Genomic DNA, 14,805 nt, shown 5'->3' on the forward strand with positions numbered 1-14,805 from the left:
GGCTTACCCTTCGTCTTTAATCATGTAACCCGCACCGCGAATGGTTTTCAGCAGAGGCTTCTCGAAGTCCTTTTCGATCTTGGAGCGCAGGCGGGATACGTGCACATCGATCACATTGGTCTGCGGGTCGAAATGATAGTCCCAGACGTTTTCCAGAAGCATGGTTCTGGTGACGACCTGACCGGCATTCTTCATCAGATATTCAAGCAGCCGGAATTCACGGGGCTGCAACAGGATTTCCTTGCCGTTGCGGCGTACGTCATGGGACAGGCGATCGAGTTCCAGATCACCGACACGATATACCATATCCTGTTCTGGCTTGCCCTTGCGGCGCCCAAGCACTTCGATACGGGCCAATAATTCGCTAAATGCATAAGGCTTTGGCAGGTAGTCGTCGCCGCCGGCACGCAGGCCCGTGACACGGTCATCGACCTGGCCGAGAGCCGAAAGAATAAGAACCGGTGTTTCAATGCCCCGACGGCGCAGCTCGCTGATAACCGACAGGCCATCACGGCGCGGCAACATACGGTCAATGACCATAACGTCATAGGTATTCTCGCAGCCCATGAACAGGCCGCTTTCGCCATCACTGGCATGGTCGGCCACAATCCCGGCTTCGCGGAACGCCTTGGTCATGTAGGCCGCAGCTTCAAGGTCGTCTTCAATAACAAGAATCTTCATGTGCGGCACATTAGCGCCGTCCGCCTTTTCCGCACAACTGGAAACAGTTGAGGCAGTGGCATCCTGAAGCTTGATATCCATAAGAAACCTCCTGAAAAGGAAATGCCGGGGCATGAACGCCCCGGCACATGTTCAAACGGGCTTAGCCAGCATCGATATCGAGAGCGACGAAACGGCTGCCGTTTTCGGTCTGGATCTGGAACAGAGCCTTGGAACGGCCGTCTTTTTTGGCCTGTTCAAGGATTTTTTCCACATCAGCCGCAGAGTTGACCTGCTGGTTGTTGACGGAGGTGATCGTTTCACCGGTCTTGAGGCCACGGGTTGCGGCATCGGAATCCGGATCAACGTCCGTGATGCTCAGTCCCTTGCCATCTTCAGCCGGAGCGACCGTCACACCAAGACTTGCAAGCGCCTTTTCGCTGGATGGCTGCTGTTCATTGCCCTGCGAGGTGCTTGGCGTTGTCGGGGAAGCCTCATCGCTGGAAAGGTCACCCAGTGTTACGGTGACGGGCTGAGACTTGCCGTCGCGCCACAGGGAGATTTCAACCTTGGTGTTTGGCGCCAATGCACCAATCTTGCGGGAGAGATCACGGGCGTCCTTGATGGTGTCGCCATTGACGGCAGTGATGATGTCACCCTGCTTGATGCCAGCCTTGTCGCCAGGCGAGCCGGCCTGTGGTGCAACGACCAGAGCACCACTTGCTTCGGACAGACCAAGCGATTCCGCAATGTCTTTGCTGACCGGCTGGATCTGAACGCCGAGCCAACCGCGCTCTACCTTGCCGTCCTTCATCAGGTCAGCAACGACGTCTTTGGCGACGGCTGCCGGAATAGCGAAGGCAATACCGACGTTACCGCCGGATGGCGAAAAGATCGCGGTGTTGATACCGACAACTTGACCATTGAGGTTGAAGGCAGGACCACCGGAGTTACCGCGGTTAACCGCAGCGTCGATCTGCAGGTAGTCGTCGTATGGGCCAGAACCGATGTCACGGCCGCGGGCAGAGATGATGCCCGAGGTGACCGTACCGCCGAGGCCGAACGGGTTACCAACGGCGACAACCCAGTCACCAACGCGCACCTTGCTGTCATCGGCAAACTGTACATAGGTGAACTTGCGGTTCACATCGACCTTCAGCACGGCCAGATCGGTACGGCTGTCCTTGCCGACCAGCTTGGCATCATATTCGGTGCCATCGTTCATTACGACGGTGAAGGCAGCGCCATCATCGACAACGTGGTTGTTGGTGACGATGTAACCATCCTCAGAGATGAAGAAGCCGGAGCCCTGCGATGTTGGGCGAAGTGCACCCTTGCCAGGTCCGCGGCGGTTCGGCGCGCGGTCTGCATGATCGCGATCACCGGGTGTCGGGCCGCCGAATTCACGGAAGAAACGCTTCAACGGGTGGTCGTCCGGAAGCTGGTCGAGGCCACGACCGCCAAAGTTGAAGGAAAAGTTGCTGTTGTCGTCAGAGGCTGGCTGGACATTGGTCTGTACACGCACCGAAACAACGGCCGGGGAAACGGCATCAACCACGTTTGCAAAGCTTGCAACCTGCGGCGCGTTAACCTCGACAGGGGCAGCCAAGGACTGACCAACATGGAGTGGGAGACCGGTGGCCAGCATCACGGCAGCCAGACCCGCAACAGTTGATGTCTTGAGCGCGGTGTTTACGGAAATGCGTCCGGTTAAATTCTTCAGCATGGAGGTACCTTCTTTCATCATTCAAACTGGAGCCCGTTAGCGGGAAGCGGTGGATGATGAAGATATAGGAGCTCTCACCTTACAATCAGGTGTCTGCTGCATGAAAAATCGGTAATGTTGGTGCTGGCCGGTCTTTCAGGAAAAGGGTCAGTCCTGTTTTTCCAGCAGTGAGCGGATTTTCGCTTCCTCGTCAGAAGACAATTTCTGCTGTGTGGGCAGTGTGTTACGCCGTCTGGCAAAAACCAGCAGCGATGTGACGCCAGCCAGCGTCAACAGGATAGGTGCGCCCCACAACAACACGGTACGAGCGCTGAAACGTGGCTTGAGAAGCACGAATTCGCCGTAACGGGACACAACATAAGCGATCACGTCCTGATCGCTGTCGCCGCTGACCAGACGTTCCCGCACCAGCACGCGCAGATCGCGGGCCAGTTCTGCGTTGGAATCATCGATAGACTGATTCTGGCACACCATACAGCGCAATTGCGCCGACAGATTTCGTGCGCGCTCTTCCAGAACAGGATCGCTCAAGATCTCATCCGGCAGAACCGCCATGGCAGGGACTGTCGAAAACAGAAGAAGCACGGCGACGACGAGACTGCGGATCATTCAGCCGCCTCCAGTGCTGGTGTCTTGACTGGTTTGACCTTGCGCGTAGGCGCCCCCACCCGCAGCCTGCGATCGCTCAGAGACATGAAGCCGCCAGCCATCATGAACAGCGTACCGCCCCAGATGCACAGAATGAATGGTTTCCACCAGACACGCACGACAATGCCACCATTTTCGGTGAGATCACCAAGCGAGACGTAAAGCTGGCTGAGGCCGAAGGTCAGAATGCCCGCTTCAGTGGTTGGCATACGCCGTGCGGTGTAAAGCCGCTTGGACGACCAGACATCGGCAACCATCACACCGCCCTTCAAAATGTTGAAGTGGCCACGATCCTCTGTAAAGTTCGGGCCGGCAGCACTGCGCATGCCATCAAATACCAGCGTGTACCCACCCGCTTCGGTGACCATGCCAGGTTTCATTTCCAGCACATGTTCGGTTTCGTAGGTGGTCACGATGACGATGCCGAGAACCGTGATGCCGAGGCCCATATGGGCAAGAGCCGTACCGAATGCGGAGCGTGGCAAACCTTTCAGACGGCGGAAAGCAATGCCGAAAGCCAGCTTGCCAAAGTTGGCCCGGTACCAGAGGTCGGTAAACGCACCGATGATCAGGAAGAAACCGGCGGCAATACCCAGCGCCGCCATGACTGGGCCGCCATTTTCCACGTACCACAGAACAAGACCGGCCAAGAAAGCAAGTGAGGCTGCAACATAGAGCCGCTGCAGGGCACCCAGCGCATCACCACGTTTCCAGGCCAGCAACGGCCCAAATGGTGTGATGATGAGGATCGGCACCATCAGAAGGCCGAAGGTCAGATTGAAGAATGGAGCACCGACCGAAATCTTTTCGCCGGTCAAGGTTTCCAGAACCAGCGGATAAAGCGTGCCGGTCAAAACCGTTGCGGTGGCAACCGTCAGGACAAGGTTGTTGAGGACAAGCGCACCTTCGCGCGAAATCGGCGCGAACATGCCACCCGCCTTCAGCATCGGTGCCCGCCAGGCAAACAGTGCAAACGCACCACCGATAAACACGGTCAGAATGCCCAAGATGAAGATACCGCGGCTTGGATCGGTCGCGAAGGCGTGGACCGAGGTCAACACGCCGGAACGCACCAGGAAGGTCCCCAGCAGCGATAGCGAGAAGGTCATGATGGCAAGGAGCACCGTCCAGATTTTCAACGCTTCGCGTTTCTCCATGACGATTGCAGAATGCAGCAGTGCCGTACCCGCAAGCCATGGCATGAAGGACGCGTTTTCAACCGGGTCCCAGAACCACCAGCCGCCCCATCCGAGCTCGTAATAGGCCCAGTAAGAGCCCATGGAAATACCTGCCGTCAGAAAGGTCCATGCGGCCAGCGTCCATGGACGCACCCAGCGCGCCCAGGCGGCGTCGATGCGACCGTCCAACAAGGCAGCTACAGCAAAGGAGAAACAGACGGAAAAGCCGACATACCCGAGATAGAGAAGCGGCGGATGGATCGCCAGACCGAAATCCTGCAGGATCGGATTGAGGTCCTGTCCCTCGGCTGGCGCCGGATCAAGCCGTTCGAACGGGTTCGAAGTCAGCAGAATGAACAGCAGGAAAGCGAGAGTAATCCACGCCTGAACTGCCAGCACGTTGGCCTTGAGCGTATCCGGCAGATTGCGGCCGTAAATGGCGACCAGCGCGCTGAAGAAGGTGATAATCAGCAACCACAGCATCATCGAGCCTTCATGGTTGCCCCAAACGCCAGTGAGCTTGTAGAGCATTGGCATCATCGAATGCGAGTTCTGGTAGACATTGGCGACCGAGAAGTCGGACACCGCATAGGCTCTGGTGAGCGCTGCAAAAGAAAGGCTGACCAGCAGGAACAACATGATGGAGCCGAGGCTTCCGATATCCATCAGTGCCACGTCGTTACGACGCGCGCCAATCACCGGCAGGATCGACACGATCAAGGCAACAGCCAATGCAAGCACCAGCGAATAGTGGCCGACCTCGGTAATCATTGCTTTGCTCCACTTGCGGCTTCTTCCTCACCATGCTGCCACAGACCCTGTTTTTTCAGACCGTCGGCAACTTCCTTGGGCATGTAGTTTTCATCATGTTTGGCCAAAACACTATCGGCCACGAACATGTGGCTTGCCGCATCAAACGAGCCTTCGGTGACAACGCCTTGTCCCTCGCGGAAAAGATCTGGAAGAATACCGGTATAGGTTACCGGTACGGTTGCCGAGCCATCGGTAACGTTGAAGCTGATCGTCGTGCCCTCGCCGCGCTTGACGGAGTTTTCACCCACCAGCCCGCCGAGACGAATGCGAGTGCCCGGCTCAACGGTGGTCTTGGCCAGATCAGACGGCATGTAAAAATAGGCAACGGCCTGCCCGAAGGCGAACATGACCAGCAGAACTGCGGCAATGATAAAACTGACCCCACCGCCAATGATCGTCAGGCGTTTCTGCTTGCGTGTCATTGCGAAACTCCTTCAAGCGACAGTCCCAGCTCTTTTGCCAAAGCAACCAGCTGTTTTCCCTGTTCGCCCTGTGCGGGGAATGATTTCAGGCCGGTTTTCAGAGCTTCCTGTGCCTTGGTCTCGTTCTTGAGCATGGCATAGGAACGGACCAGACGCATCCAGCCCTCAAAGTTGTCAGGATTTTCCTGCAGGCGTGCATCAAGGCTTTCCACCATACCGAGGATCATCGCCTGACGGTCTTCGGTATTCATGCCTTGCGCATTGGCGATATCTTCAGCGCTCGGATTGCCAAGCTGCTTACTACCCTGTGATTGTGCCTGACCTTGTGTCTGGGTTTGCGCCCTGTCGACAGTCGGTCCGTTTTCCTGTTTCAATGCTGCGATATGCTCATTGACCAGTGGCAGCCACGGCGAATCCGATTTGGAATCCTTCACCAGTCCCTCAAAGGCGGCCAGTGCCTCCTCTTTTCTGCCCGCCTGCTCATAGGCAAGGCCAACATAAAAACGGGCGCGCGGATTGGTGGCGTCAAGGCGAAGGCCTTCTTCAAAGGCTGAGCGTGCATCTTCGGTGACGATACCGTCATTTGCCGCCACCAGCGTTTCTCCAAGACCAATCAGGCGGTCTGAGCTTGGCCCCTGGATACGGATGGCGTTGCGGTAGGCAAGCTCGGCATCACCCAAACGCATGGTGCGGAAGTAGATCGGTGCCAGAATGTCCCAACCTGCGCCATCCTCAGGGTTTTCCGCCAGATGACGTTCGGCCTTGGCGATCAGCAGCGACATGTTATTGCCTGGGTTTGCAAGACGTGCCTCTAGCGGCATGTCCGGTTTTTCCGGACTGCCGGTCAGCAAGTAAAGACAGAGACCAAAGGCAGGCAGCAGCACAGTGACAAATGCAGACGCAAACTTGTGGCTGCTTTGCACGCGGGCAGGCTTGTTCGCTTCCGTGGAACTTTTTGCATCAGCAGCCAGAAGCCGCCGGCCGATTTCCGCACGCGCATATTCCGCTTCGGAATCGCTTATCAGGCCGCCTTTACGCTCGCGTTCAAGTTCCGCGATTTGGTCCTTGTAAACGGCAACTTCACCGCTCTCTGTTGCCTCCAGCACTTCGGCCTTGCGCATCAGGGGGTACATGAGGACAACAGCCACGGCTGCCGTCAGTATGGCGACGATAATCCAGAACATAATGCCCATTACTCGAAGGCGGTCCCTTTTGAAACAAGCAGGCCCGCAATAACGCAAATTTGAGGCAATGTGCCGCAACCTTGCGTATCTTTCATGGGGCTAAAAACACCCTCTTGCCATGACTTATGTCAAAGGCGTCCAGGATCCGTCCGCATTTCGGCACGCTGTTCCGCGCACTTTCGTTTCGCGGCTATCCGCAGTGATGGTGTGGGTATACTGGCGGCAATTCTGTCCGCCGACCTGATAAGGGGCTGCAGCAACAACCTGACCTTTGCCGTCGTCGCCGCTCCAGGTCACGGGCTGGCCACCGGGGGCTGCCTCAAGTGCCTTGTATTCGGCTTCCAATGCGCGCTGCAGGTCATTGCGTTCAAACTTCAAACCGCTGCGCGCGATGATGCCCCCCTGCAGGCTGGCGATATAAGATGTCGAGGTGGTGGAGCTGCGCGACAGCAAACCACCGGTGCCCGCTGCACGGTTGGTCGTTGTGCAGGCACTCAAAACAGACAGGGATACAGCCGATACGACTGCCGAACGCATTGCGAGATTGATCATCTTACCAAATCTTGTTTTTCTGTTTTCACCGGCCACGAATACGCTTGTCGCTATTCTAGAACACTTCCAGAAAAAGAGTGAAGCAGTTTTACTTCGGGATACACGTAAAAACAAAGACATGGTGCGTTTTAGTGACTCTTTGCCGTCAGCCGTTCCATCACGCTCCACGAAAGCTGCACGGTTTTCCGATGTCGTTTTTTGAATAGCCTGCACTGTCATCCATGTTCTTTCGAAAGGCCCGGCAACAACAGCTCAGCCTTGAGGCCGCCGAGTGCGCTGCGCGACAGCTTGAATGTGCCATGATATTCCGAGGCAACCTCGCTGACGATGGACAGGCCAAGGCCCGTTCCGGGCTTGCTTTCATCCAGACGTTTGCCACGTTTCAGCGCTTCACTGATCTGCTCAGGCTCCAGACCCGGGCCATCATCCTCAACAACAAGGTTCACCCAGGTTCGGCGGGCATCTTCGGGATCTGACGGGGCCTGCGTGGAAACTTCCAGCGTCAGATTGACGTTAGAGGCGGCAAACCGTGCCGCATTTTCCAGCAGGTTGCCAACCACCTCTTCGAGATCCTGCTGCTCCATGGCCAGCACCAGACCGGATGGCGCAACTTGCAGCGTAAAATTCTTGTCACTGTTGAGGCGGCGCATGACACGCACCAGCCGCTCCAGTGCAGGCTCTGCCTCGACACGTGCCAGAATGGAACCCCGCTGCGCAGCGATACGCGCTCGGCTGAGATAGGATTGAACCTGCGCCTGCATCGCCTCGGCCTGTGTGCGAACAAGTTCTCCCTGCTGATGATCCAGCAGCCGCGCTTCATTCAACAGGACGGCAATCGGGGTTTTCAGCGAATGGGCCAGATTCCCCACCTGCATACGTGCACGCTCGACAAGTCTGCGGTTGCTATCGATCAGCGCATTGATTTCCGTGGCAAGCGGCTGAATTTCACGCGGAAAGGTTCCTTCGAGACGTTCGGCATCACCACTTCGCACTTTTCCAAGCGCAACCTTTGCCCGGTCGAGTGGACGAAGGCCGAACAGAATGGCAAAGCCATTCACTGCAAGACTACCGACACCAAAAATGGCCAGTGCGATGTAAAGGCTGTTGGAAAAGCTGGCGATATCATCTTCGACGACATCAAGGTTGCCGGTCACGCGAAACCGCGCAGCACGTCCCTCGCCATCCAACACCACTTCCGTTTCCGCAACCAGTACACGGTTACCGGCCTCATCGACCACGGGATAAAACCGCTCATAACGGCTGTCGAACGGAGCGTCGAGAATGCCGGGAACTGGCAGGCTTGCCACACCGAGCGATGACGACACCAAGGGAGCGGCGGTAAAGTTTCCAAGCGGTTCCACCACCCAGTACCAACCGGTATCAGGCTGGGCAAAGCGCAGGTCGCCTAGCTGCGGGCTGCCGGTCAGCGTATTTTCATTGCTGATCGAGACCGAGTTGATGACGTTATAAAGCTGGGCACGCAGAAGGTCGCTGAAGCTGCGCTCAGCACCCTGCCGGTACAATGTGGAAATTGTCACAGCAATCACCACCAGCGCCAGTGCTGACCATAAAGAGGCTAGCAGCAGAACGCGGGCAGTTAGCGAGCTATTTTGCATTTTCAGGCGCTTGCATGCGGTAACCCAGACCGCGAATGGTCTCGATAAGATCGATGCCGATCTTCTTTCGCAAGCGACCGACAAACACTTCGATCGTGTTGGAGTCACGGTCGAAATCCTGATCATACATATGTTCGACCAGTTCGGTGCGGGACACGACCTCACCCATGTGATGCATGAGGTAGGACAGCAAGCGGAATTCGTGTGAGGTCAGCTTGAGCGTGATGCCGTTAACAGTAGCCTTGGAGGTCTTGGTATCGAGGCGAACCGGACCACAGATGATTTCAGAAGAGGCATGGCCAGCGGCGCGGCGAATGAGTGCGCGCACACGGGCAAGAACTTCCTCGACATGGAATGGCTTGGTGACGTAGTCGTCGGCACCGGCATCAATACCGGCCACCTTGTCGCTCCAGCGATCACGCGCCGTCAGCATCAATACCGGCATGCCCTTGCCACTGCCACGCCATTTTTCAACAACGGTAATGCCATCCATCTGTGGCAAGCCGATATCCAGCACGACAGCATCATAGGGCTCGGTATCGCCGAGGTAGTGCCCTTCCTCGCCATCAAAGGCTTGGTCGACCACGTATCCTGCTTCCTTCAACGCGTCTGTCAGCTGTCGGTTGAGATTTGTGTCGTCCTCGACCACAAGAATGCGCATGTCCGCCCTTAACCCTCTAATTCACCCACCGCCCGGTTGCTGGCGAGGATATACCCCCGCCGCCAGCAACTCCAGTTACATGGGAACTCTCATCGTGACTTTTCTTGGTCGCTCGCCGCCGCCCTGCACCAGCACAGTCACAACGCAACTCTGGCCGTCCCCCGACGGCTGGGCGGAAAGAAGCTGGCCGCCGGTTTCGCGGATGACACGGGAGACGGCAGCACTGCAATCTACAGCGGCCAATATCACCCGGTCCTGCATATCAGCCTCCGGCGCTATGAAGCCGGATAGTCCGGCTGCAAGCGTCGCTATGATCAGAGGTGATGCCATTCCACAAACTTCCAAATACAAAACACGGTAGAGAATATGTAGCGCAATACGTCTGAATGGCAAATGAATGACGCCATAATTCAAGAAAACAAGGTTTACAGTGCCCTTCCCTGCTTTGTCATTTCAAAGACTTGATGGCAAAAACTTTGCCGTAAAACGAAGTCGTACTACCAAGTACATGGAGACGCTGTCTGCGGATATCCACAGTGTGATTCTACAAGAGCGAGTTGGCGAGCCCCTTTGCGGATGAAAACTGTTACTATCCCACCAATCGATGCCGCCCTTGCAGTTGCCGGGTTCGATCGGGAAGTTCAGACATATTTCATTTCTTCGAATTAAGATTGGCATTACTGGCAGGACCACCAGTCTTGGCCTGAAAGACCGTGTTTTGCGCTTTATCAAATCTGATTTGATGATTCATTTGAATCTCTTGCGCGCTGTCCTTCACACAATGAGTCCGGTACTTCACACACTGATTCAACTTTGGCGGAATTTGATTCCGCAAAAGGTCTTAGCGGTTTGTTTTCGTGAGGTATTGGTTATGCTCAAAGTCATTGCGCAGGATTTCATCAGGCCAGAGGCGGTCGATATCGTTATGCCGCTGTACCGTGACCTGGTTGAGAAAACCAAACAGGAAAAACTCTGCATCGCCTATGGACTTTTTGTTGATCGGAAAGATCCCGGCCACTTCATTTTTGTTGAGGAATGGCCAGACCTGGCAGCACTCGATGCACATTGTGCAACCGAACATTTCACCCGTCTGGTGCCGCTGATCAATCAGCACCAGCGGCAGGAAGGTACCTTCATCCTGATGAATGGTTTCGATCCCGCCACCTAGAATGATGGCCAGCGAGTAAAAAAACCGCCCTAAAATCTCTATCGGGCGGTTTGCAAATCCTGTCATTTTAATAGGTAGTAGCTCAATCGACGATCGGGCTGGTCACAGCCTTGGCGTTATCATAGTCGGCAGCGATGCGGATTTCGCGCAGCGGCTTTACCGTGGAGGTCGAGCGATTGTATTCCGGGTGGGCCTTGTAGGCGGCAAGAGCTGCTTCGTCTTCGAACTCACCGTAGACGACAAAATCAACCTCATTGTCCCACTGATCGTTTTTCACATTCTCGCCGATCTCCAGCTTGGACGCGTGCGGGATCGCCGTGAGGATCGACAGACCTGCCCTGACCGCTTCGCGATTTGCTTTTGTGGCTGTGAAAAAAACGATGTGACGGATCACGGCTGCACCTTGCTTTATATTCGTCTGAACTGCCCCGGCGATATCACCTGCGCGTTGTATGTTCAATCCGCGTGGTTCGGCTGAAATAATCTCGCAGCAGATTTGGGGGCAGATTCTTAGTTCAGGATTTAATGCATTTTCTGTCCTGAAAAAGGACGGCCTGCCTCGAAAGACCCGCAATGACACAGGGCGTCACCTTTCAGCGGCACGCCAATTATTGCCGTTCATCAAATGCTAATCGATTTGAAAAAATCTTAATCGATTTTAATGTCTCAAAGCCTGATCGGGAGTATTTTTTTGCTTGAAGCCGGGAACAATCACAGTAATCCTCACGTTCATCACCCCGCCATGACCAATAGGAGGAATGCCAATGACATCGACAATTCCCCATGATGTTGCACAGCGTCTAGAAGATGAATGGCGTCAGATGCGCGATCTGGGATCGAAGCAAAAGCCGGCAACGTCGAGCAAAAAGTAATATTTTCTTAGTTTTCGTAGGGGGCACGTAGTGCCCCTTACTTTATTGGGGTGCCTGTCCCATGTGACGCAACATGTTACGTTGGACCGACACTTCAAATCTCTCTGTCGATTTTCCGGAATTGTTTGGCACCGTTTCTAAAACCGGTGCGCGGGCCTTCTGAAGGGGTGCTCGTCAGCGCGACGTTAAAGCATTCATCGAAGCTAAATAAACGCCAATCAGGAATGGGTGGCGTGTTGCTTTCACCATCTATTTGCCAAGCGCTCATCGCTGGCCGAAACGCCGTTGTCGTTCCGACAGTGTGAACTTCGACAACCCTGGGAAGGCCTTCATATGTCAGCGACAAACACATGCCGCGGTCGATCGCCTCAATAGCCATCAGACGATTGTTAGCGGCCTCGCCGACGTTCTTCGGCTTGTTGGTCTTTATCTTGTGTGAATAACTTCCACCCCAAGGTGACGTTCGTTTGGCCATTACCGGTTTCCTCTAGTTCAACAGAAAAACCGTCTTACCATAAGCGCGTATGAACGTGAGGACTTTAATCACCGGACCACATTCCTGCCCGCTATTGATTATTACAGTTATCTGTTGGCTTTAGCCAAACACCCGTAATAGACTTGCGGGAATGACCAACAGGATTTTGAAACCCTCATGAATTTTCAATTCCTTAGGAATAGTCTCCGTTCTCTTTCAATCACCGGCATTCTGATTGGCACGCTGTTTTTCTGCGTGTCGCTGACGCCAAGCCTGCTGCCCCGGACCTATGTCATGCAGGGCGCACTGTGTGGATTTGCCTTCAGCACCGGTTACATGATCGGTGTCTTCCTGCACTGGGTGTGGGCCTACCTGCAATTGCCGGAACCGAACCGCCATCAGGCGCGCGGCATACGGTTCCTCATTTCTTTTGCGAGCCTGGTCACCGCGATCTTTTTCCTGTGGCAGGCAGCCGAATGGCAGAACTCCATTCGTATATTGATGCAGCTACACCCCGTTGACAGCGCACATCCAACCAAAACCGGCCTGATCGCTGCGGCGATCAGCATTGTGCTGATTGCAGCCGGTCGCCTTTTCCAGTTCATCCTGCGGTTTACGTCACAACGCAGTGGCCGTTTCTTGCCACGTCGGGTGGCGAATGTTGTCGGCATCGCAGTTGCCGTGTCGCTGTCATGGATGGTGGTCAACGGCATCATTTTCGACATTGGCCTGAGAGCGATGGACTCGTCCCTCAAACAGTTCGACTCGATGATGGAACCAGATGTTGCACGGCCGACCGATGCCAGCAAAACCGGCAGCAGCGCATCGCTGGTCAGTTGGGAGGGGCTTGGCCGACGCGGGCGTGAATATGTGGCAACCGGCCCTTCGAAGGCAGAAATCGAAGCGTTCACCACCAAACCGGCGATGGAACCCATCCGGGTCTATACCGGCCTGAACTCAGCCGAGACACCGCAGGAGCGAGCAAAACTGGCGCTGGAGGAATTGAAGCGCCAAGGCGGCTTTGAACGCTCGATGCTCGCTATCATCGTGCCGACCGGCACCGGCTGGATCGACCCTGAGGCAGTCGACACGCTGGAATATCTGCACCATGGCGATACGGCCAGCATCGCCGTGCAATACTCTTATCTCTCCAGCTGGCTGGCGCTGCTGACAGAGCCGGATTACGGCATCGAAACCGGCCGGGCACTGTTTCAGGAGGTCTATGGTTACTGGACCACGCTGCCAAAAGACCAGCGCCCCAAACTCTACCTGCATGGGTTGAGCCTTGGTTCGCTGAACTCCCAGAAGTCTTCGGATCTTTATGATGTTTTGGCCGATCCGTTTGACGGCGCCCTGTGGAGCGGACCACCCTTTTCCAGCACAACATGGCGCATGGCGACCAATGGCCGCGAACCAGGTTCGCCGGCATGGTTGCCACGCTTTCGGGATTCGTCGGTCATCCGCTTTGCCAACCAGACCACCACGGCGGAAATGCCAGACAAGCCGTGGGGACCCATGCGCATTGTCTACCTGCAATATGCCAGCGACCCGATTACCTTCTTCGAGCCATCGGCGCTTTATCGCCGTCCGGCATGGATGGACACGCCGCGAGGGCCGGATGTGTCGCTGTCGCTGCGCTGGTTCCCTGTCGTGACACTTCTGCAATTGGGACTTGATGTCGCCTCTGCAACAACGGCACCGATGGGTTATGGCCACGTTTATGCGCCGGAGCATTATATTGACGCCTGGATACAGGTGACGCAGCCACAAGGCTGGAGCGCGGAAGAGACGGAGCGGCTGAAGGCGTTTTTCATCCAGCGGCGCAGTCTGACGGAATAGGGCAGAAACAGCTCTGCCCTATCTAGGGTCTTCACTTACGCCTTGAGTGTCGCAAGATTGTCGGCGATGTAGGTTTCCAGCGAACGTGCGGGTTTACCGGTCAGCGTTTCAACATCACCGGTCACACCTGACGTCCAACCCTGACGGACCGGGTAGAAGATCGAGGTGAGGAATGTTGCGTAATCCTCCGGTACACCAACACCGGTCAAAAGGCTGATAAAGGCCTCGTCACTCAAGGTCGAATAGGTCACAGGCTTGCCGGTTGCCGTGGAGATCAACGCGATCGCTTCCGCGTACCCCAATGCTTTAGGCCCTGTCAGGCTAAATGCCTTGCCATCAAAATTGCTTGTTGTGAGTGCTGCGGCTGCACTGGCGGCAATGTCCCGCACATCGATGAAACTGGACTTGCCATCATCAGCGGGAACCGAGACCTGACCGTGATCGATGCCTGCCTTCCAGTAAGTGTGGAAATTGTCCGAGAACCAATTGGGCCGCAGGATGACATAAGGCACGCCTGAATTGATGATTACCAGTTCCACTTGGCGGTAAGGGATGCTGTCATCGGCATCGACACCCAGCACGCTCTGGAAGACGATTTTGACATTGCGGCTGATAGCAGCCTCAATCACCGGCAGCAACTTGCCCTTGGCATCGACGTAACCGCCAGCCAGCATGATGTAGGCGCGATCGACGCCCTCGAAAGCCGGGCCGAAGGTCGCCGCGTCATCGTAATCAAACCGCAAGCCTTCCGCACCATCAATAGCGTTACCGGAGCGGGACGCGGCCTTCACGCTTTCGCCCTTTTCGAGCAACAGCTTGACCAGCGGTTTGCCGACGTTTCCATTTGCCCCCAATACGAGAACCTTGCCTGCCATTTCAAAACCCCTTAGTATCTGTTAGAAACTATGTATGCTCGAGATACATACTTTCATCACGAAGGTAGCGAAAGAGAGCACTTTAAAGTCACATGGTTTCCGTCAGGAAACCGGTG

At 55.5% G+C, this 14,805-nt stretch carries 15 protein-coding genes; 2 read left to right on the plus strand and 13 right to left on the minus strand.

Going from position 1 to position 14,805, the window contains the following annotated elements:
* Positions 1-3: 3 nt before the first annotated feature.
* The 10 genes from HGO37_RS09100 to HGO37_RS09145 form a co-directional block, all read right to left on the minus strand.
* The gene (locus HGO37_RS09100) at positions 4-762 is read right to left on the minus strand and encodes a response regulator transcription factor (RefSeq protein WP_285200493.1); all 759 of its coding nucleotides are present in this window, start codon (positions 760-762) and stop codon (positions 4-6) included.
* A gap of 61 nt (positions 763-823) precedes the next feature.
* A complete protein-coding gene (locus HGO37_RS09105) occupies positions 824-2,386 on the minus strand; it encodes a Do family serine endopeptidase (RefSeq protein ID WP_250983029.1) in 1,563 nt (520 codons plus the stop codon).
* Between the two features lie 147 nt (positions 2,387-2,533).
* Positions 2,534-2,995 (minus strand): cytochrome c-type biogenesis protein, encoded by a 462-nt coding sequence (locus HGO37_RS09110; protein WP_250983030.1) that lies wholly within the window; start codon positions 2,993-2,995, stop codon positions 2,534-2,536.
* The gene (locus tag HGO37_RS09115) at positions 2,992-4,983 is read right to left on the minus strand and encodes a heme lyase CcmF/NrfE family subunit (protein ID WP_250983031.1); all 1,992 of its coding nucleotides are present in this window, start codon (positions 4,981-4,983) and stop codon (positions 2,992-2,994) included. Before HGO37_RS09115 ends, HGO37_RS09110 begins: the two co-directional genes overlap by 4 nt.
* Complete coding sequence (gene ccmE / locus HGO37_RS09120; RefSeq protein ID WP_192487334.1) at positions 4,980-5,447, minus strand: cytochrome c maturation protein CcmE; 468 nt, start codon at positions 5,445-5,447, stop codon at positions 4,980-4,982. Before ccmE ends, HGO37_RS09115 begins: the two co-directional genes overlap by 4 nt.
* A complete protein-coding gene (gene ccmI / locus HGO37_RS09125) occupies positions 5,444-6,631 on the minus strand; it encodes a c-type cytochrome biogenesis protein CcmI (protein WP_250983250.1) in 1,188 nt (395 codons plus the stop codon). Before ccmI ends, ccmE begins: the two co-directional genes overlap by 4 nt.
* A 123-nt stretch (positions 6,632-6,754) precedes the next feature.
* Complete coding sequence (locus tag HGO37_RS09130; RefSeq protein ID WP_250983032.1) at positions 6,755-7,183, minus strand: RT0821/Lpp0805 family surface protein; 429 nt, start codon at positions 7,181-7,183, stop codon at positions 6,755-6,757.
* Between the two features lie 215 nt (positions 7,184-7,398).
* Positions 7,399-8,799 carry an ATP-binding protein gene (locus HGO37_RS09135; RefSeq protein WP_250983033.1) on the minus strand — a complete coding sequence of 467 codons (1,401 nt, stop codon included), beginning with the start codon at positions 8,797-8,799 and terminating at the stop codon, positions 7,399-7,401.
* On the minus strand, positions 8,789-9,460 hold the full coding sequence (locus HGO37_RS09140) for a response regulator transcription factor (RefSeq protein WP_192487331.1): 672 nt from the start codon (positions 9,458-9,460) through the stop codon (positions 8,789-8,791). Before HGO37_RS09140 ends, HGO37_RS09135 begins: the two co-directional genes overlap by 11 nt.
* A gap of 75 nt (positions 9,461-9,535) precedes the next feature.
* On the minus strand, positions 9,536-9,790 hold the full coding sequence (locus HGO37_RS09145) for a hypothetical protein (protein ID WP_192487330.1): 255 nt from the start codon (positions 9,788-9,790) through the stop codon (positions 9,536-9,538).
* A gap of 283 nt (positions 9,791-10,073) precedes the next feature.
* On the opposite strand from HGO37_RS09145, the gene HGO37_RS09150 reads away from it, so the two are divergent.
* Positions 10,074-10,628, plus strand: a complete 555-nt coding sequence (locus tag HGO37_RS09150) for a putative quinol monooxygenase (protein ID WP_250983034.1) — start codon at positions 10,074-10,076, stop codon at positions 10,626-10,628.
* Positions 10,629-10,710: 82 nt separating this feature from the next.
* Here the strand turns inward: HGO37_RS09150 and HGO37_RS09155 are convergent, their stop codons facing one another.
* Entirely contained in the window at positions 10,711-11,022 is a 312-nt protein-coding gene (locus HGO37_RS09155) for a Dabb family protein (RefSeq protein ID WP_250983035.1), read from the minus strand.
* Between the two features lie 572 nt (positions 11,023-11,594).
* On the minus strand, positions 11,595-11,975 hold the full coding sequence (locus tag HGO37_RS09160) for a hypothetical protein (protein WP_250983036.1): 381 nt from the start codon (positions 11,973-11,975) through the stop codon (positions 11,595-11,597).
* Positions 11,976-12,152: 177 nt separating this feature from the next.
* Between HGO37_RS09160 and HGO37_RS09165 the strand changes: the two genes are divergently transcribed.
* A complete protein-coding gene (locus HGO37_RS09165; RefSeq protein WP_250983037.1) occupies positions 12,153-13,814 on the plus strand; it encodes an alpha/beta hydrolase in 1,662 nt (553 codons plus the stop codon).
* Positions 13,815-13,849: 35 nt separating this feature from the next.
* Here the strand turns inward: HGO37_RS09165 and HGO37_RS09170 are convergent, their stop codons facing one another.
* Positions 13,850-14,689: an SDR family oxidoreductase gene (locus HGO37_RS09170; protein WP_250983038.1), complete on the minus strand. Its 840-nt coding sequence runs from the start codon at positions 14,687-14,689 to the stop codon at positions 13,850-13,852.
* Positions 14,690-14,805: the final 116 nt, after the last annotated feature.

Source organism: Rhizobium sp. CG4 (genome assembly GCF_023701965.1).
In the GTDB taxonomy this organism is placed as follows: domain Bacteria; phylum Pseudomonadota; class Alphaproteobacteria; order Rhizobiales; family Rhizobiaceae; genus Agrobacterium.

What these genes read in the sequence shown, in the direction of transcription:
- HGO37_RS09170 (WP_250983038.1), bottom strand. Translation starts at nt 14,689, where the DNA reads ATGGCAGGCAAGGTTCTCGTATTGGGGGCAAATGGAAACGTCGGCAAA.
- HGO37_RS09100 (WP_285200493.1), bottom strand. Translation starts at nt 762, where the DNA reads ATGGATATCAAGCTTCAGGATGCCACTGCCTCAACTGTTTCCAGTTGT.
- HGO37_RS09105 (WP_250983029.1), bottom strand. Translation starts at nt 2,386, where the DNA reads ATGCTGAAGAATTTAACCGGACGCATTTCCGTAAACACCGCGCTCAAG.
- HGO37_RS09140 (WP_192487331.1), bottom strand. Translation starts at nt 9,460, where the DNA reads ATGCGCATTCTTGTGGTCGAGGACGACACAAATCTCAACCGACAGCTG.
- HGO37_RS09135 (WP_250983033.1), bottom strand. Translation starts at nt 8,799, where the DNA reads ATGCAAAATAGCTCGCTAACTGCCCGCGTTCTGCTGCTAGCCTCTTTA.
- HGO37_RS09145 (WP_192487330.1), bottom strand. Translation starts at nt 9,790, where the DNA reads ATGGCATCACCTCTGATCATAGCGACGCTTGCAGCCGGACTATCCGGC.
- ccmE (WP_192487334.1), bottom strand. Translation starts at nt 5,447, where the DNA reads ATGACACGCAAGCAGAAACGCCTGACGATCATTGGCGGTGGGGTCAGT.
- HGO37_RS09160 (WP_250983036.1), bottom strand. Translation starts at nt 11,975, where the DNA reads ATGGCCAAACGAACGTCACCTTGGGGTGGAAGTTATTCACACAAGATA.
- HGO37_RS09130 (WP_250983032.1), bottom strand. Translation starts at nt 7,183, where the DNA reads ATGATCAATCTCGCAATGCGTTCGGCAGTCGTATCGGCTGTATCCCTG.
- ccmI (WP_250983250.1), bottom strand. Translation starts at nt 6,631, where the DNA reads ATGTTCTGGATTATCGTCGCCATACTGACGGCAGCCGTGGCTGTTGTC.
- HGO37_RS09110 (WP_250983030.1), bottom strand. Translation starts at nt 2,995, where the DNA reads ATGATCCGCAGTCTCGTCGTCGCCGTGCTTCTTCTGTTTTCGACAGTC.
- HGO37_RS09115 (WP_250983031.1), bottom strand. Translation starts at nt 4,983, where the DNA reads ATGATTACCGAGGTCGGCCACTATTCGCTGGTGCTTGCATTGGCTGTT.
- HGO37_RS09165 (WP_250983037.1), top strand. Translation starts at nt 12,153, where the DNA reads ATGAATTTTCAATTCCTTAGGAATAGTCTCCGTTCTCTTTCAATCACC.